This window comes from Paenibacillus sp. JNUCC32 (assembly GCF_014863545.1).
GTDB lineage: Bacteria > Bacillota > Bacilli > Paenibacillales > Paenibacillaceae > Paenibacillus_AQ > Paenibacillus_AQ lautus_A.
In genome coordinates this window covers 1,877,638-1,900,827 of record NZ_CP062260.1, presented here as the reverse complement: position 1 = coordinate 1,900,827, position 23,190 = coordinate 1,877,638, and the positions used below count along the sequence as shown (strand labels likewise).

The following is a 23,190-nucleotide window of genomic DNA, read 5'->3' as shown; positions in this document are numbered from 1 at the left end:
GTGTGACCTCCGTTTATGATTCATTCGAACAGCTCCGTTATTCGGCCGTTCGAAGTCATCAACCTTTGACGGCGCCCAGCATGACGCCTTTCGCGAAGTGCTTTTGCAAGAACGGATACACGATCAGAATCGGCAGCGTCGCCATGAGAATCGCGGCCATCTGGATCGTTTCCGGGGGCGGCGGATTATCCATGAACATGTTATCTCCTCCGAGCGTGCCCGTCGTTTCCCCCACCACCACAATCTGTCTCAGCACGACCTGTATCGTCCATTTGGCCGGATCATTGATGTACAGAATCGGCGCAAAATAGTTGTTCCAGTGCGTGACCGCATAAAACAGGCTGAATGCTGCCAGCGCAGGCTTCGAGAGCGGCAGGATGATGCGCCCGAAAATCTGCAGGTCATTCGCGCCGTCCACGATGCCCGCCTCGATCATATCGCTTGGGATGTTCATGAAGAATTGGCGGATGACAATCAGGTTGAAAGGCGCGATGGCCACCGGCAAAATAAGCGACCAGATGGAATCAAGCAGCCCCGTTTCCTGGACGACCAGATAGGTCGGAATCATGCCGGCCGAGAACAATAGCGCAAATACGACCATAAACATGACGGTACGCTGGCCGACGATCGGTCTTGACAAGGCGTATGCCATCGTCGCCGTAAAAAACAGATTGACGATGGTACCGAGCACGGTAACCAGCGACGTGTTTAGCAGCGCCTGCCGGAACGTCCTGGAGGCCCAGATATATTCATAGGCGTCGGTCGTCCATTTGGACGGCCAGAGCAGCAGTTTGCTGCCCAGAAAATCCTCGAACGAGGAAAATGAAACCGAGAACAAATATAAAAACGGAAACAGCATGACTGCGGATATGACAAGCAGCAGACTGATATTCACGCCGCTGAACAAGCGTTCCGCGATGGATTTTTGCTTCATATGTCGTTCTCCTCCCAGAAAGAATCGAAGCCCTAATATACGCCCTGTTCGCCGAATCGCTTGGACAGCTTGTTGGCGGCCATAACCAGCACGAGACCTACCAGACCCTTGAATACGCCGACCGCGGTCGAGAAGCTGTAGTCCGACTGCTGGATCCCCTTGTAATACACGAAGGTATCGAGCGTATTGCCGATGTGCATGTTAAAGGCGTTCAGTTGAAGGAACACCTGCTCGAAGCCGACCTCCAGCACGTCGCCCAGACGTATGATCAGCATGATTATGATCGTGCTGCGGATAGCGGGCAGCGTAATATGCCAGATTTGACGGAAGCGCCCTGCGCCGTCCATGACGGCCGCTTCGTAAAGAGCCGGGTTGACGCCTGCCAGCGCCGCCAGGAAAATAATCGTTCCCCAGCCGGCTTCCTTCCAGATGACCTCCAACACCAGAAAAGCTCGGAAATAATCGGGCTCGGTGAGAAAAGGGATCGTCTGCTGCAAGCCGAACCATTCGCGCAGCACGTCGTTGATCAAGCCCTCGTTGCGGAAAAAGATCGTCACGATGCCGACCACCACGACCCAAGACAGAAAATGCGGCATGTAAACGATGGACTGCAGCCCTCTTTTCAAGAGCGGATTTGCCACCTCGTTCAGCATGATGGCCAGAAGGATCGGCGCCGGAAATGCGAACGCGATCTGCAGAAATGAAATGATAAGCGTATTCCAGATAACCTGGATAACCTCCGGGCTTTCGAAAATTCGGGCAAAGTTCGCAAAACCGACCCAAGGACTCTCCGCGAACCCCCGGAACGGGCTGTATTCTTTAAAGGCTAGGGATATGCCCAGCATGGGCATATACCGGTACACGATAAAGTAAAGCAGGCCCGGCAGCAGCAGCAGGTATAGATAACGATCCCTCCACATTCGGGTCCGGATTCGCTTCCAAGCGCTCTTCTTGACGGGAGCGGATGGATTGACCTCCGAAATCACGGTTTCCACACAGCTTCTCTCCCTTCCGCCTGACCACCTCTGCCGGTATTCATAAGATTCCATTCATAATAGCCGGGTGGTGCGGTTTGTTTGACTTCCACGCCAGCAGTTATCTGCCTCAGCTTGAAGGAGACCTCCACAGGGTGGGGGTTATGCACAATGCAGGTTAAGCGGCGGTCATCGCTGTATATACTCAGAGGCAGCTCCGCCTCAAAAGCGATGTCTCCGCCGGACAACCGTTCAGCCTTCCACAAATTAAGCATGCCGTTACCCGATAAACGGGCGGCTTCTCCCAGGAAAGTTATGCCCCGGTAGCGGGCTTCCACAGCGTCAGCGCAAAACAGCCAGATATCCTCCGCCCCGCCGGGCCTTTCCATCGTTAAACCGGAAGCCAGGCTTCCGGTATCCTGCTCCTCCTGATGGATGGCCAATCTCTCGCCGTAATGGACCCGCGGATTGATCAGCGTGATGAACCGCCGTCTTTTGCCTTTCGTGCCACCGACAACTACATAAGGACCGTAGGTTTCAGCCCCGGGGTACTCGCGGAGGGTGAGCACCTTCTCCTTGGGAAAAGGAAACATGAGCTGCAGTGCGGCGCTTTCTCCTTGGAATACAACGGATTCACTTCCCAGAATCTCGCCCGGAGCCTTGGGCTCTTCTCCATCCAGAACCGCCGAAGTCGTATGAAACAGCAGCTCGGCCTCATCCGATTCCTGATGAAGCTCCACGTCATCCACGATGAAGTAATATGCCGAATCGATATGTAGGACAGATCGCCGGTAGCGTTTCAGCAGCCCGCCATAGCTTTCGGCAGCGTCCCCGACAACCGCCTCAAATGCCGGGAGTAGCAACTCCTCCCGGAGACCCCCGCCACCCAGGCGGATTTGCCCCTGACCATTGACGAGCAGCGAATTATGGCCCACCGTGCCGGTAGTGTAATCCGCCTTCGGACCGGGTACATAATCCTGGTAGCCGGGATTGGTCAACAGCCACTCTCCGCCGACATTGATCACCAAATTGTTCTGGTCCTTGTGATTATGGTCCTTCGCCGAGCTGCTTGAGGTGAAGCACAGCAGATGATCCTCATCGCCCCATCCCGACCGCAGGGCGGCCCAGCCTACGCTCCGGAATACTGCGGAAGCACGCTTCCCGTACAGCTCCGTTGGACTTGCAGGTGAGGTCTCTTTCCGTAAATAAAGAAGCGATGCGTGATGCGTTGCAGCATGCTTGTGCAGGTACCAAACCGCTGCCGGATGGTCGTAATGGGTAGCTGTCATGGCCATGAGGTAAGCGATATCGAGCTTGTAAAACGAATCCGACAGATTCGGAAACGAGCTTTCCTTTCCCGGTGCCAGGAGCCGAAAAAAACGTTCAGGAAGCTCTTCCCGCAAATACGGATGCTGAACCAGGCCGTCATCGCCGCTGATTCTCCGATAAAGATCCGCAGCCATCCAGGCATGGCGCGCAGCCACATTGTCGTACAGCAGCCCCTCTGTTTCTCCAGACACCCCTTTTCGGTCCAGATAGCTTTGAAGATAAGTAAGTCCGGCTTGCAAATATTTGGCGGCAAACGGGTTCTCATCCATAATGGCCGACGCGCCGTACACCATCGCCACCTGCTTGGCTGCCACGATGTTGTGCATATCACGGCTTCCGATATCGATGGCCAGCGGATGCAGCCCTTTTTCCAGAATGGCTTGGCGAATGGATCGCCGCTCTTCTTCCGTCAGCAAGCTGTGAATGGCGTCATAGGCGCAGGAAGCGCCTAGCAGCAGATGGGCGTTGCTCAGATTTCCTTCCGCGCCCCGCTCGTCGAACTCATACCATTTGCCGAAGGCGGCCAGGGACAACAGATGCTGCTTCACTCGAACCGCATACTTTCTCTCTTCCGTCACTAGGAAGGCCGTGGACATGACGACCAGCCGATCCTCTATCGCTCTGGCGTACATCGTCCAGAACGGGAAGAAGGTATGGCCTTGCGGTTCTCGTACCCGCTTCGGCTCCGTTAGGGGCAGCGCAACCTTCCACTGATCCGATATGGACGGATACAGCACCTCGAAGCTATCTTCCTCCACATAGTCGTCCGCTTTCGCCAAGTATCCGGCCCATAGCACGGATGCATCGATTGCCCTCGCAGAACTGCCGTCATCCCGCTTAATCCGACCCCGAAAATCCGCGAGCTCATCGATCGAAAACAAAATCCTCGGGCGGTCCTTCAGCTTCAATTTCGCGGGTTGACCAGCCGGCCTTACAAGAACCTTCCATTTAAACACTGAAAATCTATCGTCCAGAAAGTCTACGGCAATTTCGGTCTCGCCCGGCTTCAGCCCGGTGATCGCGCTGCCGTTCACCTCAACGATCTCCGGGTCGCTGCAAGTCATGCTGAAGGTCGTATCCGATTGCGGCTCCATTCTTCCGCAGGGGTGCACAAGCATGAAGTTAAGCCGATGTTCCTCCCCGGTCTCCAGGAGCGAGGGCTTAATAAATTCCATCCGCAACAACAATCGCAAGCTCCTCCTTTTAATAAGTGAGTATCTTTCTTTTCAATCGATCAAGAAAACGCTGTCAAAAGTTTTTGCAACAAAGCACCGATTGAAGCCGTCCGCCGTTACGTAACTTCTGGTTGTCATGCTTCAATTGAATCTCCTTTTAAATATACATGTATATTACTTGTATGTTTTGTGATCTGTCAATTCAAATTTTTGTTGCTTTCGTTCAACTGCAACATGATCAATCGGGAGGAAATCCCCCGTATACGGCCTGCTATAAGGAAACTTGCCCGTTCCAAAGCGTTTGGCTGCAACCATATTTATTTCCGACTTTAAATCCTTGTTGTTAATCTCAATCCTTCACTTGCGGCGTCCGTTCAGGAGAAATCCAAATGTAAAGCGGCACCAAACATTCCATTTGGTGCCGCCTCTTTTTGCCTTGCTATTTAACCGTGACTACACATTCCGACTTCTTGCTGCATCGAATTTTTGCCAAAAGTCTATGATCCATTCCTAAAAGTTAAGCAATTAACATTAAAACTGCCTGCCGGGAAGCTTGATGCCGCGCCATTCGCTTACATCGCATTGGCCATATTCATTATCACCCACGGCTACGACCGTGCCGTCCGATTGAAGGCCGAGCGTATGAGCGCATCCCGCCGCTACCGCTACAATATCGCGCCAGCCGCTTACATTGCATTGGCCATGCTGATTCCAGCCCGCGGCAATGACCGTACCGTCGGATTTAAGACCGATGGTATGATAACTCCCCGCCGCTACCGCCACTATGCCGCTCCAACCGATTACATCGCACTGGCCGTGCTTATTTAAACCCACGGCGGCCACCGTGCCGTCCGATTGAAGCCCGACGGTATGAAGGTAGCCCGCCGATGCTTCCACGATGTTGCGCCAGCTGCTTACATTGCATTGGCCGTACCGATTATTCCCCACGATCGTTACCGTCCCGTCCGCTTTTAGACCGACCGTATGCCAGTCACCTGCGGCGACCGCCACGATGTCGAGCCAGCCGCCTACACTGCATTGACCTTCATTATTTCGTCCCGCAGCCACCACTGCGCCGTCGGATTGAAGACCGACGGTGCGACGCCAGCCTGCCGCTACCGCAACCATATCGCGCCACCCGCTGACATCGCATTGATTATGCTTATTCCAACCCACGGCCGCCACCGTACCGTCCGATCTAAGACCGATGGTATGAGCATTCCCCGTATTCGTTGCCATATGGACATTCCCGGCCGCGACCGCTACGATATCGCGCCAGCCGCTGACATCGCATTGGCCATAATGATTATCTCCTGCGGCCGTGACCGTGCCGTCCGATGTAAGAGCCACGGAATGACGTCGACCCGCCGCTATAGTATGTTTGGGCCACCGTTTTACTTTGAACGCCGCTTCTAGTTGGGAAGTGCAATCCATGTCTTACCTCCTCGAAAAGTGTGAGTTTCGATATTTCTTCCGGAAAGTTCTCCTATTCCATTTCGATTATGATAGATCCAAATTTAAAGCAGGGCGTACGCCATAACCGTCAATACTGTTATTTCCGTAGCTGCGAGCACTGCAGCCTGTCCCTACAAAATACGCACGCGAAGGCTTGTTTCCTTGCGTCCGCAGCCACCACCAGGAACAGCCGGCTTCTTTGCCGTCTATGATCATATAGTTGTCTTTGTTCGTTTTATCATATACATATAAGCTGCATCCATCGGGCTTAATCGTTTTGGCATAATCGGTTCCGACAGCGCGTCTCCAATCCTTGCCGTGAGTCTCAGATACATCGTTTAGTTCGGCAACGCTGAGCAGAAAAACCTTATCCTCCGTATCCGGGCAGCCCTTTCCGTTGTCCGTGCAATGCGTCGTCTTGATGAGTTCTTTCTCCGAAGCATTGAATGCGACGTTATAGAATTCATGATTCAGCCACTCGCGCAAGTCGCAGTCATGCCAAGATATATCCATGCAATCACGCCACGTCAGATCCGCACGCTTGCCCTGATACCTTTTGCAGTCCAAAATATATTCGCTCAATACCAACAGCTCGCTCCCTGAGTTTTGAAGAACACGCCAAGTAATCGCCCGTTCTTTGCCGTCCATAGACTGCGGATACGTGCCGAACGTAATGAATTCGCCGGCCTTTAGGTTGCGATATGACGCTAAAGCATAATTCCCTTTTTCCATGACCTTTACCTCCTCCATGTTGCGTTCCTGCTTCGATCATATAACATTCATGCAAGATTTCGCTTGATATACCGGGAATCCTTGTGGGGAGGGTCATTGTCTCTTATAATATTGTTGCCGTACTTTAGAGTTTGACTTTAAGGAAGGTGCACGCAAATGGACAGAACCTTTACACCGAAACAGATGGCCAAGAAACTTCAGGTCAGCACCACTACCTTGCGAAGATATGAAACTCTCGGCTTGGTGCCTGACGTACCTCGGACTTCAAGCAACAGAAGATATTACACGCCGCTCCATGATCAAGCTTTCCTTGCCTTACGATCCTTGGTCCAAGGATTCGATCTGCCTATCGCCTACGAGGTCATGAGTTTATTAAAGAAAGGTCATGTTGAACAAGCACTTTGGATGATCAATGTGCAACAGTACAACATCCAGGTAGAGAAGCAGCGAGTCGAGGAGGTTATGAGGCTCATCCATCAAACGGATTTCTCCAAGTATAGAAATATTCAGGTCACGGATGAAATGAAAATCGGGGAGGTCGCCGTGATCGCTGGCGTTAACCCCTCCGCTATTCGACATTGGGAAAAGGAAGGACTTATTCGCGCTAAGCGAAACGCGGAAAACGGATATCGAGTCTTTACGTCCCAGGAATTAAAAAAGATTATAGTGCTAAGCAGTTTAAGGAAAACCGTCTTTTTCATTGAAAGCATGAAACAGCTGCTTGAAGCTTTAGAGACACATGATCTAACTACGATTGAACGCTCCTTCAAAGTGGCTCTTCAGAAGCTGAATGAGCAACTGGAAAAGCAAATGAACGGCATATCCGAAATGATGAGATATATACAATTTTTCAAGTGAAGGCATTTACTTCAAACAAAAAAAGCCGCATTTCACGCGGCTTTTACAGTATCCATGGCCATTCTGTTCGATGAAAGATGTTACCTGTTCTCCGATCATCTAAGGAGGCTAGGTGTATTTAACCTAACTGGCGTTTAAAGGCTTTATTAGCGAAAAAGTAAGCGATGACCATGATGCCGACGCACCAGGCAAGCGCGATCCAGATATCGTTGCCGACAGATCCTTCATGCAAGAGGGCACGAATCGCATTCACGATGGAAGTCACGGGCTGGTTCTCAGCGAACGCACGCACAATTTTAGGCATGGTTTCGGTAGGGACAAAGGCCGAACTGATAAACGGCAAGAATATCAGCGGGTACGAGAAGGCCGTCGCCCCTTCCATCGTCTTTGCTGTCAAGCCGGGAATGACCGCCAGCCATGTCAGCGCCAGCGTAAACAACCCGAGTATCCCTGTTACCGCGAGCCAATCCAGGATATTAGCGCCGGAACGGAAGCCCATCAATAGAGCGACGAGGAAAACCACCACGACCGTAAGCGCATTGGAAACAAGCGATGTCAACACATGAGCCCACAATACCGACGAGCGCTTGATCGGCATGGTAATGAAACGCGCCATCAGTCCGCTCTTTACATCTCCGAACAGCCGGAAGGCAGTATAAGAAACGCCGGATGCGATAGCCATCAGCAAGATTCCCGGCAATAAATAATTGACGTAGTTGGCCGTGCCTGTCTCTATGGCGCCGCCAAATACGTAGACAAACAACAGCATCATCATTATCGGCGTAATCGCCACCGTGATAATCGTATCCGGGCTGCGCATGATGTTGCGCATTAAACGCCCCAATAATACCCCTGTTTTGCTTTTCATTTACATTTCCTCCTTTTTGCCGATGATGGCAAGGAAAATTTCCTCCAATGTCGGCTGCTTCTCGATATACTCTACTTTTGCCGGCGGGAACATCTCTTTGAGTTCGGCTAGGGTACCGGTCGTGATGATTTTTCCGCCATGCAGGATGGCGATACGGTCCGCCAGTTGCTCGGCTTCCTCCAGGTACTGGGTCGTCAGCAAGATGGTCGTGCCGCTGCCGGCAAGCTCCTTGACGGTATTCCAGACTTCAATTCGTGCTTCAGGGTCAAGTCCTGTGGTCGGTTCGTCGAGAAAAATGACGGCTGGACTCCCGATCAGGCTCATGGCGATGTCAAGCCGACGCTTCATCCCGCCTGAATATTGGTCCGCCCGGCGGCCCGCCGCATCGGTCAGGCTGAATTTGGCAAGCAGATTGTCAGCGACTTGCGCAGGATTGGGAACTCCCCTCAGCTTGGCGATCATAATGAGGTTTTCCCTTCCTGTGTTCATGCCGTCTATAGCTGCAAACTGACCTGTCAAGCTGATGCTCTGGCGAACATGATCCGGTTGACGTTGGACGTCAGAGCCGCAAATGCTCGCTTCGCCGCCATCGGGCTTCATCAGCGTCGAGAGGATGTTGACCGTCGTCGTCTTGCCCGCTCCATTGGAGCCCAGCAGCGCGAAAATTTCGCCGCGCCGCACTTCAAAATCCACCCCTTTTAAGACTTCCTTGTCTTTAAAGGATTTTTTTAACCCTTTTACTGAAATCGCTGCATTGCTCATATTTTTTCCTCCTTATAATAAGCTCGATTAGGCTGCACTTGAGAATTCCGAAACTTACGGTTAATTGCCTTGAGGGCTAAATTAACGCAACTAGTTAGTCAGACTGATAATCTGTATTACTTACTACTGGACTAAAAATATAACTGAATAGCGACGGTGGCAATTCACACGCGTAACCAGCTAATCAGTCGGTATTATTGTAATGAATTTATTTCTTACCCAATCGTTTCATGATGCTCTGATTCAAATCTTCACGATACTTCGTGACATAGGTTTTAGCGTTAGCAACCAGCTCGTCGGCAAAGGATGCCACGTCGTCCCCCGTGATTTCCAGCACTTGTCTGCCTTCCGCCGCACCGGCTTCGAACAACTCAATTAATTCATACTGCATATGCAGCATATCCATCCCGTTGCCTGAGGAGAAATTCCACATGTAATTTTGAATCTTCTTAAATACATACTGGTAGTCTTCTGGCAGGGCTTCAACGCGCGCCATCATCATCTTGTATTCTTTTTTATCGCCGATCATTTTTTTGAATATTTCCATCATGTTATGGTTCCTCCTTTTTTATAAAACCGAACCCGACACTCCATTTATCGGACGGAATATCTTATGATGCTACGTCGACTTCAAGACGTTGATTTTTGATGATACAAAATCCCACTTTTCCCAAAACAACTCAAGTTCCTGGCGGCCCGCTTCATTAAGCGTGTAAAACTTGCGGGGCGGTCCCATGTCTGACGGTTTTTTTTCGATGTTCACCAGTTTCTTCTTCTCTAATCGCACGAGAATGGTGTAGACCGTCCCTTCCACGACTTCGGTAAACCCAAGCTCGTTCAATCGGCGGGTAATCTCGTAGCCATAGGTTTCATGGCGGCTGATAATTTCAAGCACGCAGCCTTCCAGCGAACCTTTCAGCATTTCAGTTAAATTTTCCATGTTCAAAGCCTCCTCTTTTTCGTCCCTCCTCTATTTAGTCTGACCAATATTCAGTACAACATAGTACTAAGGGAATGTTTTACCTAACAGCTTTTATAAATCGAACTATTTAGTATTACTTACTACAGGTACATTGTATTACAGAGTAGATGGAGTGTCAACTGTTTTACTAAAATTATTCTCCACATTCCGCGGTTCGGTATTTAGTGTGACATATTACCGGTATATCGTAACACAAGGTAGCTGGTTTTTCAACTTGATTGGCTTTTTCCTTGTAAAGCAGGATCAACCTGACGCTTCCCCAATTATTCACACTTTAGTCCTCCATCCTTGATTTTAGATTCTTTACATAGCATGACAAGGACAATCAGGTCACTGCAAGCCATGCTTTTGGAGGGAGTCCGAATGATGAGCCTGCCGATCTCAAGTCTGGATTACGTATCCTCCGTTGTTGACTTCATGATTGAGGAATACGCGAGCAAGCTGCAGGGCTACCAGACCATCCTGCGTTCGCGATTTATGGAGCTCGTCGCCTCGCCAATGGAAGAAGCGACGCACCCATGTAAAAGGCGCGTCGCTTCATATTTACAGCTTCTGATAGATAAAGTTTTTAAACGTAACTTCGCCGGAACCTTTCGCCCTGAGAGCGATTCGCAATGCAAGAAATCCGCCCAATGTGTTATGATGCCAGCCTGAGGTTTCGAATGAATGCTCAAATTTATGCCATACCGATCCATCCGCACTGTAATAGAAGACGACTTCATGCTCGTTATTTTCAAGACGAACGATGACACGCCGATGCGGAAAAGGCCTTGATGGCGTCTCCCAGCCGCGAATAATCCCATAAAGCCCCTCTTGGGATATGCCGAATCCGCTATACGTCGATCCATTATAGAACAATAACAACTGGGCTTCCGATTCTTCCGAGAGCTCAATCTCCACCTGTGCCGCGTACGAATGGTCTTCCGGCATCATAACCAGGGGCGCCGGCTCGGGAGCAGCTTGGATCGTTATCGCTTGCTTCTGCAGAGTATATTGAATATGATTGCTGGATTGGTACCAGCTCCACGGATAGCCCAGCCCGCCGGACGCTTCTTGAAATTCACCGTAAGTCATGCCATGCGGAACGGCATCTCCCGGCGGTTTTGGAATAGCTTCATCTGTATTGCAATGAAGCGGGACGCGGAACCATCCGTCCTCCGTCCATTCCAGCGGTTCGAGCAGCTTTTGCCTGCCGAGTGTGTAGTACCCTTTTTCGTACGCATGATAAACGATCCACCAGCCGCCGTCCGGGGTGTCAACCAATGAGCCGTGACCTTTGGAGCACCATCGTTCATTCCGGCTTTGCGTTCGAATAATCGGATTGAGGGGAGAATGTTCATATGGCCCCCATGGCTCTTTGGAGCGCGCAGAAGCGACCATATGGCTAGTCGAAGGCCCCGATGTTCCTCCTTGCGCCACGGTAAGATAGAAATATCCGTTATGAAACGTTAGTTTGGGAGACTCCATAAAGTTTCCTTCCACGACCCATTCCTTCGGAAAAGGCCAGCCATCGTACACTTTGCGCGGAGTGCCCACAGCCGACAAACCGTCCCCAGCCAGTTCTACCATATAACCATCGCTAAAAAACAAATACCGGTTACCATTGGAATCCGCGACATGTCCCGGGTCAATTCCTTGCACCCCCACCTTTTGCGGATCACTCCAAGGTCCGTGCGGATGCGTCGCCGTCAGCACCATGATCTCTTCATTGATGGGAGCATAGATATAAAACCGGTCTTCATAGTATGTCAAATCAGGCGCCCAAACATCTCCGGCATAATCGGTTAACGCTTTGGCGATGGGTTCCCAGTTCACCAAGTCTTTGGAGTACCAAATCAATAACCCCGGCGCAAACTTAAAACTGGAGTGCGTCATATAATAATCGTCTCCGACTCTGACCACGCTAGGATCCGCATAATCACCGGCCAAAATCGGGTTTCTATACGTGCCGGTTCCCAAATCTCCGCTTGCTTGCATGATCAAACTCCTCACATTCCATGATGTTATGAACTGTCCAAAATACAATTATAAGGAGATCGAAATGACCGGACCTTGATTATTCTGTCATGGATTAGCATGATTGAGACCTTGCTAGCTGCGAGTGCTCTTCCGAGTTCATTATTACAAATCATTTTTCGGCAAAGGATATAAGTCCGAGGCCTTATCAACCTAACATATAGTGCTGTACGGCTATCCTATTTTTGCGTATATTGGGAAGTAAGACTTTTATAAAGGAACGTGAACGGTGACAACCATACTCGCAAAGAACCACAAACGATTTCGAATCATCAAAATACTCCCGCATATTGCGGCATTTGTCGTTTTTTTGAGCATGCTACTGGGGATCCGTTGGCTCTGGCTTGAAACCTATGCCCCTCCTGCAGATCAACCGAAAGTCTCCAATGGCATACTCGATTTGAGAGGCTGGGATCTGTTGGGCTCAAAATCCATCAATCTGGACGGAGAGTGGCAGTTCTACGCCGACATCCTGGCTAAAGAACAGGAAATGAAGCCGTCCCATGAGTTTTCCTACGTAAATGTACCTGGAGACTGGAATAACAATCGTACGAATAAGGCAAACACTTCGTTTGGCAGCGGAACATACAGGCTTCGCATATTGCTGGATCGCCCGCTTTCGGCCCCTATCTCGTTCTGGATCCAGGAGATTCAATCCGCCGCTACCGTGGACGTCAACGGCGAAACGGTAGCTTCCATGGGAAGGACGGGCGAGCCCGGCCAAGCCTCCTATCTGCCGAACCGCACCTCTTTCGTTGTCGATTATGTTCCCGACCGGGATGCTCTCGAGCTCGAACTGATCATCCGCGTGGCGAATTATGAGCATCCTTACCTAGGCGGAATCGCAAAGCCGATCAAGCTGGGATCGCACCAGGCGATCCAGGATGAGCACGGCGTTTCCGTTGATCTTCAGCTGGTTATGTTTGTCGTCCTGATGCTGCACGGACTGTACGCTTTCATTCTATACATATTCAATCCGCGGGAAAGGTCGCTGCTCGATTTTTTCCTGCTGCTAGTATCGGCCGCTTTAACCGTTGTAACATCACACGATAGTCTCCTGTTGAAATGGGTGCCTTTAAACTATGAATGGGAGGTCAAAGCAACCTTTCTCTCCTATTCGTGGCTGTCGTATTTCATATGGAAGCTGAGCCGCACCTTTACCGCCCGAAAACGTAACGTGTGGTTTATCACATTCAGCACGCTTCTAGCCCTATATACGGTCGTGGTATTTGCCGCTCCTGTGTCTTGGGTTCACTGGCTCGTAGAATACCGGGTGTTCGGCGCCTTTTACCTGCTGCCGATGCTGATGTCGCTGTTCCTGTTTACCCGAATGGTCTTTAACAGCCAGGATGATTCCATATTCCTGCTGCTGTCGGCCAGCGGCGTGCTGGCAAGCGCCGTATGGGGGGCGCTTAATAAATATTGGGAGCTCCCAGCCGTGTATTATCCGGTGGACGTGCTCGCGGCCATCATCGGGTTTTCGGCCTATTGGTTTAAGCGATACTTCCGCAACCTTCATCAAATCAGCAAACTCAACGATAAGTTGAAGCTCGCGGATCAAATGAAGGACCGGTTCTTGGCCAACACGTCTCACGAGCTGCGCACGCCGCTGCACGGAATCATGAATATCGCCATAATCCTTGCTGAACGGGAGAAAGAAACCCTCGGCAAACAGAGCAGCGAGGATTTGAACCTGTTGATTACGGTCAGCCGTCGGATGTCGCATTTATTAAATGATCTGCTGGATGCCGTCCGTCTTCAGGAGAAGCAAATTCAGCTGCAGCCGAGCCGGGTTTCCCTGGTTTCCGTCGTGAACGGGGTATTCGATATCGTAAAATTTATGACGGATGGCGCGCCCGTTCAGCTCAAGATGAATATTCCCAATACCATTCCTGCCGTACAGGCGGATGAAAAGCGGCTCGTTCAAATTTTGCTCAATCTGATTCACAACGCCATCAAGTACACGGAGAAAGGCTCCGTTACCGTCTCCGCCTTTACCAAGGGCAGTAAAATGACGATCACGGTAACGGATACGGGGATCGGGATGGACCCTCAAACGCTAAACCGTATTTTTCTTCCGTACGAACAGGGGAATCAAGGGTTAAATGACGCGAAGGGGATCGGTCTAGGGCTTAGCATCAGCAAGGAGCTCGTTGAGCTGCATGACGGCGAGCTGACGGTCGAATCGGAATTAGGGAAAGGAACGACTTTTGCATTCACACTCCCGCTTGCGGACACAAACGCAGAGTACTCTGCTTCGCAGCAGGTTCCCGTACCCGCTGTAGACCCAGCTGTCTACAAAGAACTCGCAGCCAGCTGGGAAGTTGCAACAGAAGGTACCCCTATGCAGGTACCAACTAGGTTATTGTCGAAAGAGCATCCCGTCAGTATCCTGGCCGTGGATGACGATCCTGTAAACCTGCGCATCCTTGCCGGCATTCTTTCAGCAGAGCCGTACAACCTGAATGTCGTTGCCTCGGCAGCCGAAGCGCTCGAGCTTCTCGGCTCGCAGCCGTGGGATCTCCTCATAGCGGATGTCATGATGCCGGAGATGTCCGGCTACGAGCTCACCCGCACCGTAAGGGAGCGCTTTAACGCCTCGGAGCTGCCCGTACTGCTGCTGACGGCTCGAGGCGAATCGGCCGATGTGTATGCCGGCTTCCAATCCGGCGCAAATGATTATGTGACGAAGCCGGTTGATCCTGTAGAATTGAGATATCGCATCCATTCCCTGATCACGCTGAAGCATACGGTGGATGATCGCATGCGCATGGAAGCAGCGTATTTGCAGGCACAGATCCACCCTCACTTTTTGTTCAACACCTTGAATTCGATTATGGCGCTTAGCGAAATGGACATCGATCGCATGCGAAGCCTTGGCGAGGCTTTCAGCTCCTATCTGCAGATCAGCTTCCATTATCGGAATCAGGATCGATTGGTACCGCTGCAGCAGGAGCTTGAGCTTATCCAAGCCTATTTATACGTAGAGAAGGAACGATACGGGGAACGCCTTAACGTGACCTGGGAAGTTGATTGGAATATCAATATCCTCATCCCGCCGCTGGCGATCCAGCCATTATTGGAGAATGCGGTTCGGCACGGCATTATGAAGAGGGCCCTTGGAGGCACGATACGGGTCAGAATTGCGATGCAAGAGGACTTTATCGTTGTTGAAGTGACGGATAACGGGCTTGGCATGGAACCCGACCAGGTTGCCCAGCTGCTGAATGCACCCGACCATCGTAAAGGCGGCATCGGTCTCTACAACACGAATCGTCGTCTGCTCCAAACCTTCGGCAGCGGGCTGGTCATCAAGAGCACGATGAATCAAGGCACTACGGTTTCTTTTAAAATTCCGATATAGCTCCCATTACATTCTTTATTAAAAAAAATCCCAACCTCAACATGTTGGGATTTTTTTATAAAGTGGGTGAGTACATTTACAGGTGAAGAGCGGCCTCTTACCGGCGCAGAGGACATTCTTCACCTTGTTCCTACGGCCTATTATCCTCCTCTGTTGCAAGAAGTTCCCTTGCCGCTTCTATGAACGACATCATGATTGGTGAAAGCCACTTGTCCTTATGCCACAACATTTGTGTATACACGTGCAAATCCGGAATTTGCCATGGAAGGGCAACCAGTTCCCCTCGTTCCACTTCGGCTTCCGCTACGATTTCAGGAAGAAAGGCAATGCCGATTCCCGAAATGGCACATTGTTTAATGGCTTCGGCACTTTGAAACTCTAAATACGTAATACTGTCAATGCCCTCTTTTTCAAAGGACCGGTCAAACATGGTTCGATAGGGACACCCCTTTTCATTCGTCAAGAACACTTCTTCGTGAAAATCTTCGAGCCGCAGCACAGTCCGTTTTGCGAGCGGGTGGTCTGGAGCGGCGAATAAGCGGAACGTTTCTTCCAGCAAGGGTTCCACGGCAAGTCCGCTTGAGCGAATGGGTTCGTCCAACATAAAGACAACGTCCGCGCTTCCTTCAAATAGTGTTTGTTTGAGCTCTTGATTGGGAACGGAGCGGAAGATGAGACGCACGCCCGGATGACGCGAACGAAATAACTGAAAGACGGCCGGAAGCCGATAGGCGCAAATCACCTCGTTGGCACTGATCGTTAGGGTGCCGCTTAGAACCTCGTTGTCATGAACGACGGTTTTAGCTTCTTCCAATTGGTCAAGAACACTCTGGACATGTGTTAAAAATCGTTTACCCGCCGTCGTGAGTACGAGCTGCTTGCCCAAACGGTCAAACAGGCGAACCCCCAGCTCATCCTCCAATGCCTTCATTTGCATCGTGACGTTGGAAGGGACGTAACTCAGCACTTCCGCAGCACGACTGAAATTTAATGTGGACGCCACCGTGCGGAACGTAATCAGTTGGCGTAATTCCATATACGATGCCCCTTTTACTTTCAATTTTATTGAATACTGTTTTGAATTCTATTCACTTTTATTGAGAGTACCATGACTCTATACTGAGTACAAGAACGACAATCTAAATATATGGATTCATTTTGAAGGGAGCAAACGATATGATGGATTATGAAATTTTTGATTTGGGTGACGTAACCTTGCAATCCGGAGTGACGTTACCGGACGCTTTTCTTGCTTATAAGACATATGGACGATTAAATGAGAAGAAAGATAATGTCATCGTCTATCCAACTGCTTTTGGAGATCAGCATATACAGAATGAATGGTTGATTGGAAACGGAAAGGCCTTAGATCCGCGTGAATATTTCATTATCGTTCCAAACCTGTTGGGTAACGGATTATCTTCCTCCCCCAGCAACACGCCTCCCCCATTCGACCGGGCTCATTTTCCGCAGGTAACCATCTATGACAACGTTAAATTTCAGCATCGGCTGGTGACCGAAAAATTCGGCATTCACAAGATCGCTCTTGTCGTTGGGTGGTCCATGGGAGGCATTCAAGCATTCCAATGGGGTGCGAGTTATCCCGACATGGTGGAGCGAATCGCCCCTTTTGCCGGCGTTGCCAAGACTTGGCCCCAAACGTACGTGGTCCTGGAAGGAATGAAAGCTCCGCTCATGGCTGCAGTCGGCTTCGATTCAAGCAAACTAAACAAGTTGACTTCCGCAGACATGCGCGCCGTCGGCCGCGTCTATGCCGGGTGGGGCGTATCGCAGGCGTTTTATAGAGAGGGACTTTATCGTGAGATGGGTTTTGACTCTTTGGCAGAATTTATGGAGGGCGTCTGGGAAGACAGCTTTATGAAGATGGATCCGCACAATGTCCTGGCCATGTTATGGACTGGTCAACATGCAGACATAAGTGCGAACCCCTCCTATGAAGGAGATTTCGATAAAGCGCTCAAAAGCATTTCGGCGCTTGCCTGCATCATGCCGGGTAGCACGGATCTCTTCTGCCCGGCCGACGACAATGAATACGAGGCCAATCTTATACCTCATGCTCTATTTAAGCCCATTGAGTCGATCTGGGGTCATTTTGCCGGACGCGGAATCAACAGCGCCGATAATCAATTTATAGATGATAACTTAAAACGCTTGTTAGCGCTTCGTACAAACGAATAGAACATCAATAGCTGAGGTCACCAGAGCTTGCTGGTCGACCTCTTTTTATCCATCGCCCTCAAGCCCGGATAGGATGAGTAAAATCTCTCAATGCAAAGAGTCTATAAGAATATCCAGAATCGTCTTACAACGTTCCCATTCTCCTCCACATACTCCGACTCAAACTGACCACCATTCTTCAGAATCGTTTTTTCCGATGCCACATTTCCTTTATCACAAACCAGCAGCACTTTGTTTAGTCCCATATCTCTCGTGATTTCAAGGGTTAATGCTAAGAGTACGGAAGCATAGCCCTTTCTTCTTTCCGATGGACGTATTCCGTAACCGATATGCCCGCCGCTGTTCAAAAGTTTTTCATTAAGTCTGTGTCTAATATTGACTGCACCCATTACTTTTTTTGAATAGCTGTCGATAAGCCAGTACGTAGAATGTGGGACAAAGCTCTTGTTCTGTAATTTCTCCTCTGTATCCTCCGCATATAAAAATTCGATCATGCAATCAAAATCAGAAGGATCTTTCCTCACTACCCACGGGGTAATATCCTGTTCATCCGACATCCAATCTTCGTAAAAAGACAGATACTCCTTCTTATATGCAGCTGAAGGTTTCACCAACTCAACGGAGTTCGACATTACACCATATCCCATCTGTTAAAATTTATGTAACTCCTAGTAAAATGAGTTTACCTTTATTGTCGTCCGACCTTTTTTATTGAAGTTTGGCTGAATAGACATGGTCTAGAAACTCGATAGAGATGCGTTCTGCTTCCTTTTTGGTTACAATTTCCGATGCCTGGCGTAAATTTTGGTACAACGCTATCGTATTCTTTAAAGCCTGGTAGCAACTTTCAAAGTTGTGGAGGGAAATCGTTCCTTTAAGCTCCTCTAATTCCTGGACACCGTATTTCTCTAATTTTCGAACCCCTCGCGGTTGCTGGCCGTTACTCATGAGAACGAGCGGCCCCAAGACGGCGCTTCGCATAAATGTTAAAAGATCTATTACTTCAAACAACTCGCCTCTCCCTAGTTTTGTTGCACCGTAATGAACCCATACCCAAAAGCGGTCTTCAATCCATTGCGGATCAGGGTTAGGAAAAGACATCGTCGTTTTGTTCAGTATCGTTGTAATGTCAGAACCTCTCTCCCATAGAATTCTCGGATCTTCGATTCGAGATTCGAGCTCTTGCGGCTGTACAAATTTGAGGTCGACATGAAGCGGATCGGGGCCGTATAGGCAAATAACCAAACGAGGCTCACCAACATGCTCCCCGGTGAATGCCGACAGCAGGTTACCCAGCCCTTCCGCAATTTGAAGCCGTTGTTCCATGATCTCACTTCGGAATTCATTACGATAAACCACAATTAAATCTAAATCACTGTACTCATCCATAGCGCCGTGCACCATAGAACCGCCTGCGAGCAAACCTGCAAATCGTTGATCTTGGCGAAAATGCGCTATTGCCTGTTCAATGAATCGTTCATGCACGGGTAACCTCATACAAAACACTCCTTAAATGATGACCCATAAAATGGGTATTATTAAAAAGTAACATTGAAGCAATGCGCGTGTCAATCAAATGAAATCCAATTTGCGAAATATGAAAAAAGCCGCAGTTTATGCGGCTTATCCATGTTTATCTGTTCTTGTCGTCCAACAATAGCAGTTGACAAGGTAGTTACCAGCTGGACTTCGTTATACCAGGAATTTGCCCCTTATGGGCCAACTCCCGAAAAACAATGCGTGAAACGCCAAATTTACTGATATAACCTCTTGGCCGACCGCTGACCGCACAGCGATGATGAAGCCTGGTCGCGGAAGAGTCGCGGGGCAGTTTTTGGAGCGCTGCATAGTCGCCCTTCTCTTTCAGTTCCTTACGCTTCTGCGCGTATTTAGCAACCATCTGTTGTCTTTTCCGTTCTTTCACGACTTTCGATTTTTGTGCCACTTGGAACACACCTCCCTTCCTATTCGCGATTATTCATTCAAAGCCTGTGCTAAAGCGTCGAGATTTTGTCGCATAATGGCAATGTAATCATGGTTATCCGCGATATCTTCCTCGGTTAACCCTTCGATCGGATTAAGGACGGAAGTCGAAGCCCCGATCTCAGAGGCTATCGTCTCTGCAACGTTTGACGACACAAGCGTTTCAAAGAATATCGTTTTTACATTGTGCTCCTTGGCAAATTCGATCACTTCAGCCATTTGAGAAGCCGAGGGCTCTTGATCCGGAGACAAGCCTGCAATCGGCACTTGAGTCAAACCGTATTCTCTGGCTAAATACCCGAACGCAGCATGCTGCGTAATGAAGTCTTTTCGTTTGGTATTTTTCAGCCCGTCTCGAAACTCCTTGTCCAATGCCTCCAGTTTACTAACATAAGCATCTGCGTTTGCTTTGAATGCCTCTTGATGTTCCGGAGCAGCTTTGGCCAAACCTGCCTCGATGTTGCGCACTTGTTTGACAGCCATGGCCGGCGAGAGCCATACATGCGGATCCAGTCCACCGTGGTCATGGTGATGCCCCTCATCCTCATGATCATGGGCATGCTCATCATGGCTGTGATCGCCCTCTTCACCATGATCATGGGCATGCTCATCGTGGCCGTGATCACCCTCTTCACCATGATCATGGGCATGCTCATCGTGGCCGTGATCGCCCTCTTCACCATGATCATGAGAATGACCGGTACCTTCCATGATCTCTATTCCCTTACTGGCCTCAATTGCCGATACCCCGGTGCCTTGGATGCTCTCCAGAACCTGATCCACCCAGCCTTCCATGCCGGCGCCATTATACACCAGCACATCGGCATCGGAAATTCCCGCCATGTCCTGGGGTGTCGGCTCCCAATCATGCGCTTCAATACCCGGAGGAATTAAATTCTCCACATCTGCCAGATCGCCCGCTACCTGTCTAGTAAATTCATACATGGGATAGAAGCTGGTTTTAACTTTCAGCTTTGTAGTTTCCGTTGTGGAGGCATCTGTCGCTTGGTTATTGGCGGAGGAAACGTTTCCCTCATGAGTAACCGTCGATTTTCCCGAGCCGCAGCCTGCAATAGCCAATACTGCGGATAGGGATAGTAGGGTTAATACTCGCTTAAATCTCTTCATAATTCTTATGACTCCTATTTCTATTTATTTTTTGTATCGACCTTCGATTTTGTAACCGAAGTAATTTTTGAAAGATTACGGCCATGATTAGAAATCCTAATAGAATCAGGGCAATGGTACCTCCTGGCGGCGTATTGAGATAGTATGAAGCTGCAAGGCCCGAAAAAACACCACTCAACCCAACAACGACGGCGATCCCCATGGCTGCTAAAAAACCTGTTGCCATCCGCAGTGCGATCGAGGCCGGCAGCACAATTAACGCCGAAACCAACAGCACGCCGACTACCGGCATGGCGGCGGCAACCGTCATTCCCGTAAACACGGCGAATAAAAAAGACAGGAGAGAGACACGCATACCGGATGCCGCAGCGGTCTCCTCATCAAAAGCAAAGTTATAAAGCGGCCGGCGCAGTCCAACAAAAAAGATCATTCCCACTGCTGCTACCACCGCAATAAGCCGAAGCTGCGTATCGCTAACCGCAACAATCGATCCGAACAAATAGGAGCTGAAGCTCTTGCTCAGATTTTGATTCAAGCTCATCAGGACCACCGATAGAGCAAGCCCAGAGGTCATAATAATGGCAACCGGAACCTCGGTGTATGTACGATACACTCTTCTAAGCTGTTCAATCACAAGTGCCCCGATCATAGCCATTGCAAAACCGCTGAGTGCGGGATTCAGTTTCAAGAAAGAACCCAATGCGACTCCCGCCAAGGATACATGAGAGAGTGTGTCCGCCATGAGAACCTGGCGCCGGAGCATTAAAAACACGCCCAGAACGGGACCGATCACGCCGATCAGGCCTCCTGCCCAAAACGCGCGCTGCATAAATTCGTAACCGAGCATCGCCATCCCTCATTCTCCTTTCGCTCCAATTGGACGACCTGGTCCATATATGGACCGATTTCATCAAGCGAATGGGTGACCATAATGACCGTGCTGCCTTTGTCCTTGACATAATCGTTTAATAGTCGGTACAGATCCGTACGACTCGACACATCCATCCCTGTCGTAGGCTCGTCTAGAATCAACACCTGCGGCTCCTGGGCCAACGCTCTGGCAACGCAAATTCGCTGCTTCTGCCCTCCCGATAACTCGCCGATCCTCCGATAACGATATTCCCACATCCCCACTTCCTTCAGGCTTCGCTCAACGATCTCATGATCTGCGGATGTGAAACGCTTGAACAATCCAAGTCGTCCGTAGCGGCCCGATCGTACAAGCTCAATCACTTTACTGGGAAAGCCAGCGTTGAACGAGGCCACTTGCTGCGGAACATATCCAACAGATATCCTGGATCCGTCCTCCAATACTCGCTTGAAAACGATGGACCCGCTCCAGGGCTTTATCAAACCAAGCATCAATTTCAGCAAAGTTGATTTTGCGGCGCCATTTGGACCGGATATACCGATGAATTGTCCGCCATGAATGTCGAGCGACAAATTCTCAACGACAGCTTGATCCCCGTATCCAAACATAACGTCGCGCATGGAAGACAATAACATATCCCCATCTCTTCCTTCCTTGTGACAGAAAAACTGTTTTATTCAGCATGAAACCCGGTGTATCCTAAGTCTAATCCCTTTTCCAACTCGGCAGCATGACAGCCGTCCCACTTAAACCTTTGCCAGATCAGGGTTATATTCATCATAGGAATCTTTTATATGGCTTCTTAGCAGCGGCTGCCGTTCAATAATGGCTTTTCGCTTTGCTTTCAATACAATTTGCTCCATGTCGGCAAAGCTGCACCCTTCAAGCAGGTCGCATGCCTCCGTCAACGCTGACGCCTCACACCGGAAATCTCCGAGAAGAATTTCGATATAATGCTGCCTTCTGCCAAAGTCCGGCAGGGAATACGTCATCTTCGTGTCGAACCTGCGCCATATTGCCTGATCCAATTCCTTCTCCAAATTGGTCGCCGCCATCATGATGCTTTTGTCCCCAAAATCATCCAGACACTGCAGCAATGTATTTACGGCACGGGCCATCTCCTTCACTTCATCGTTGCTGTCCCTCGTCCTGGCAATGGCATCGAACTCATCAAGGAAAAGAACGCAGGGAAATGTGTCTGCATAATCGAAGATTTTGCGAATATTGCTCCCCGTTTCGCCCAGATGACTATGGATGATAGCATCCAGTCGAGTCAGAACGAGTGGAAGCTCCAGTAGGTTGGCCATATAAAAGGCCGTTAAGGTTTTACCTGTTCCCGGAGGACCGTACATGACGATCTTGTTAGGTATCGGTACGTGATGCTCCTCGAATTCCTCCCTCATCCCCAAAATGGCTATAAACTCATCCACAATTCTCTGATTGAAATCCGGCAAAATCAGGTGCCTCGCTTTTTTGCCGCACTCCTTAGGTGAATACACGGTTGCCATATCGATCCCTTTGGCACGCGGAATACGCTGGCTTGCATTGCTTTTGCTCATG

The 23,190-nt window shown here is 49.9% G+C and carries 21 protein-coding genes; 3 read left to right on the top strand and 18 right to left on the bottom strand.

Annotated features, from left to right (window positions below; genetic code table 11):
• Nucleotides 1-58 precede the first annotated feature (58 nt).
• From JNUCC32_RS08725 to JNUCC32_RS08705, 5 genes are all read right to left on the bottom strand, one after another.
• The gene (locus JNUCC32_RS08725; RefSeq protein WP_015735651.1) at nucleotides 59-934 is read right to left on the bottom strand and encodes a carbohydrate ABC transporter permease; all 876 of its coding nucleotides are present in this window, start codon (nucleotides 932-934) and stop codon (nucleotides 59-61) included.
• A 32-nt stretch (nucleotides 935-966) separates the two neighbouring features.
• A complete protein-coding gene (locus JNUCC32_RS08720; RefSeq protein ID WP_192571690.1) occupies nucleotides 967-1,929 on the bottom strand; it encodes an ABC transporter permease in 963 nt (320 codons plus the stop codon).
• Nucleotides 1,917-4,424, bottom strand: coding sequence for a heparinase II/III domain-containing protein (locus JNUCC32_RS08715; protein ID WP_192571689.1), 2,508 nt, complete (start codon nucleotides 4,422-4,424; stop codon nucleotides 1,917-1,919). The genes JNUCC32_RS08720 and JNUCC32_RS08715 overlap by 13 nt, the downstream gene beginning before the upstream one ends.
• A gap of 519 nt (nucleotides 4,425-4,943) precedes the next feature.
• A complete protein-coding gene (locus JNUCC32_RS08710; RefSeq protein ID WP_192571688.1) occupies nucleotides 4,944-5,846 on the bottom strand; it encodes an RCC1 domain-containing protein in 903 nt (300 codons plus the stop codon).
• A 66-nt stretch (nucleotides 5,847-5,912) separates the two neighbouring features.
• Nucleotides 5,913-6,599 carry a DUF6273 domain-containing protein gene (locus JNUCC32_RS08705; RefSeq protein WP_192571687.1) on the bottom strand — a complete coding sequence of 229 codons (687 nt, stop codon included), beginning with the start codon at nucleotides 6,597-6,599 and terminating at the stop codon, nucleotides 5,913-5,915.
• A 156-nt stretch (nucleotides 6,600-6,755) separates the two neighbouring features.
• On the opposite strand from JNUCC32_RS08705, the gene JNUCC32_RS08700 reads away from it, so the two are divergent.
• Entirely contained in the window at nucleotides 6,756-7,457 is a 702-nt protein-coding gene (locus JNUCC32_RS08700; RefSeq protein WP_192571686.1) for a MerR family DNA-binding transcriptional regulator, read from the top strand.
• Between the two features lie 118 nt (nucleotides 7,458-7,575).
• Here JNUCC32_RS08700 and JNUCC32_RS08695 read toward each other — a convergent pair whose 3' ends face one another.
• The 5 genes from JNUCC32_RS08695 to JNUCC32_RS08675 form a co-directional block, all read right to left on the bottom strand.
• On the bottom strand, nucleotides 7,576-8,325 hold the full coding sequence (locus JNUCC32_RS08695; RefSeq protein ID WP_009592402.1) for an ABC transporter permease: 750 nt from the start codon (nucleotides 8,323-8,325) through the stop codon (nucleotides 7,576-7,578).
• Entirely contained in the window at nucleotides 8,326-9,087 is a 762-nt protein-coding gene (locus JNUCC32_RS08690; protein WP_096773970.1) for an ABC transporter ATP-binding protein, read from the bottom strand.
• 208 nt (nucleotides 9,088-9,295) lie between these two features.
• A complete protein-coding gene (locus tag JNUCC32_RS08685) occupies nucleotides 9,296-9,637 on the bottom strand; it encodes a DUF1048 domain-containing protein (protein WP_192571685.1) in 342 nt (113 codons plus the stop codon).
• Nucleotides 9,638-9,706: 69 nt separating this feature from the next.
• Entirely contained in the window at nucleotides 9,707-10,027 is a 321-nt protein-coding gene (locus tag JNUCC32_RS08680; protein WP_015735658.1) for a PadR family transcriptional regulator, read from the bottom strand.
• A gap of 585 nt (nucleotides 10,028-10,612) precedes the next feature.
• Complete coding sequence (locus tag JNUCC32_RS08675) at nucleotides 10,613-12,046, bottom strand: family 43 glycosylhydrolase (protein WP_192571684.1); 1,434 nt, start codon at nucleotides 12,044-12,046, stop codon at nucleotides 10,613-10,615.
• A gap of 268 nt (nucleotides 12,047-12,314) precedes the next feature.
• On the opposite strand from JNUCC32_RS08675, the gene JNUCC32_RS08670 reads away from it, so the two are divergent.
• On the top strand, nucleotides 12,315-15,449 hold the full coding sequence (locus tag JNUCC32_RS08670; RefSeq protein ID WP_192571683.1) for a hybrid sensor histidine kinase/response regulator: 3,135 nt from the start codon (nucleotides 12,315-12,317) through the stop codon (nucleotides 15,447-15,449).
• Between the two features lie 130 nt (nucleotides 15,450-15,579).
• Here the strand turns inward: JNUCC32_RS08670 and JNUCC32_RS08665 are convergent, their stop codons facing one another.
• Nucleotides 15,580-16,485, bottom strand: coding sequence for a LysR family transcriptional regulator (locus JNUCC32_RS08665; RefSeq protein WP_192571682.1), 906 nt, complete (start codon nucleotides 16,483-16,485; stop codon nucleotides 15,580-15,582).
• Between the two features lie 143 nt (nucleotides 16,486-16,628).
• Here JNUCC32_RS08665 and JNUCC32_RS08660 point away from each other — a divergent pair, with 143 nt between their 5' ends.
• Nucleotides 16,629-17,648, top strand: coding sequence for an alpha/beta fold hydrolase (locus tag JNUCC32_RS08660; protein ID WP_096774576.1), 1,020 nt, complete (start codon nucleotides 16,629-16,631; stop codon nucleotides 17,646-17,648).
• 101 nt (nucleotides 17,649-17,749) lie between these two features.
• Here JNUCC32_RS08660 and JNUCC32_RS08655 read toward each other — a convergent pair whose 3' ends face one another.
• From JNUCC32_RS08655 to JNUCC32_RS08625, 7 genes are all read right to left on the bottom strand, one after another.
• Nucleotides 17,750-18,280 (bottom strand): GNAT family N-acetyltransferase, encoded by a 531-nt coding sequence (locus JNUCC32_RS08655; RefSeq protein ID WP_192571681.1) that lies wholly within the window; start codon nucleotides 18,278-18,280, stop codon nucleotides 17,750-17,752.
• A gap of 76 nt (nucleotides 18,281-18,356) precedes the next feature.
• Complete coding sequence (locus JNUCC32_RS08650; protein ID WP_192571680.1) at nucleotides 18,357-19,145, bottom strand: nucleotidyltransferase domain-containing protein; 789 nt, start codon at nucleotides 19,143-19,145, stop codon at nucleotides 18,357-18,359.
• 178 nt (nucleotides 19,146-19,323) lie between these two features.
• The gene (rpsN, locus tag JNUCC32_RS08645) at nucleotides 19,324-19,593 is read right to left on the bottom strand and encodes a 30S ribosomal protein S14 (protein WP_192571679.1); all 270 of its coding nucleotides are present in this window, start codon (nucleotides 19,591-19,593) and stop codon (nucleotides 19,324-19,326) included.
• A 29-nt stretch (nucleotides 19,594-19,622) separates the two neighbouring features.
• Complete coding sequence (locus JNUCC32_RS08640; protein WP_192571678.1) at nucleotides 19,623-20,759, bottom strand: metal ABC transporter substrate-binding protein; 1,137 nt, start codon at nucleotides 20,757-20,759, stop codon at nucleotides 19,623-19,625.
• Entirely contained in the window at nucleotides 20,746-21,612 is an 867-nt protein-coding gene (locus tag JNUCC32_RS08635) for a metal ABC transporter permease (protein WP_192571677.1), read from the bottom strand. Before JNUCC32_RS08635 ends, JNUCC32_RS08640 begins: the two co-directional genes overlap by 14 nt.
• On the bottom strand, nucleotides 21,558-22,265 hold the full coding sequence (locus JNUCC32_RS08630; protein ID WP_192571676.1) for a metal ABC transporter ATP-binding protein: 708 nt from the start codon (nucleotides 22,263-22,265) through the stop codon (nucleotides 21,558-21,560). The genes JNUCC32_RS08635 and JNUCC32_RS08630 overlap by 55 nt, the downstream gene beginning before the upstream one ends.
• Nucleotides 22,266-22,376: 111 nt before the next feature.
• Nucleotides 22,377-23,189 carry an AAA family ATPase gene (locus JNUCC32_RS08625; RefSeq protein ID WP_192571675.1) on the bottom strand — a complete coding sequence of 271 codons (813 nt, stop codon included), beginning with the start codon at nucleotides 23,187-23,189 and terminating at the stop codon, nucleotides 22,377-22,379.
• Nucleotide 23,190: the final 1 nt, after the last annotated feature.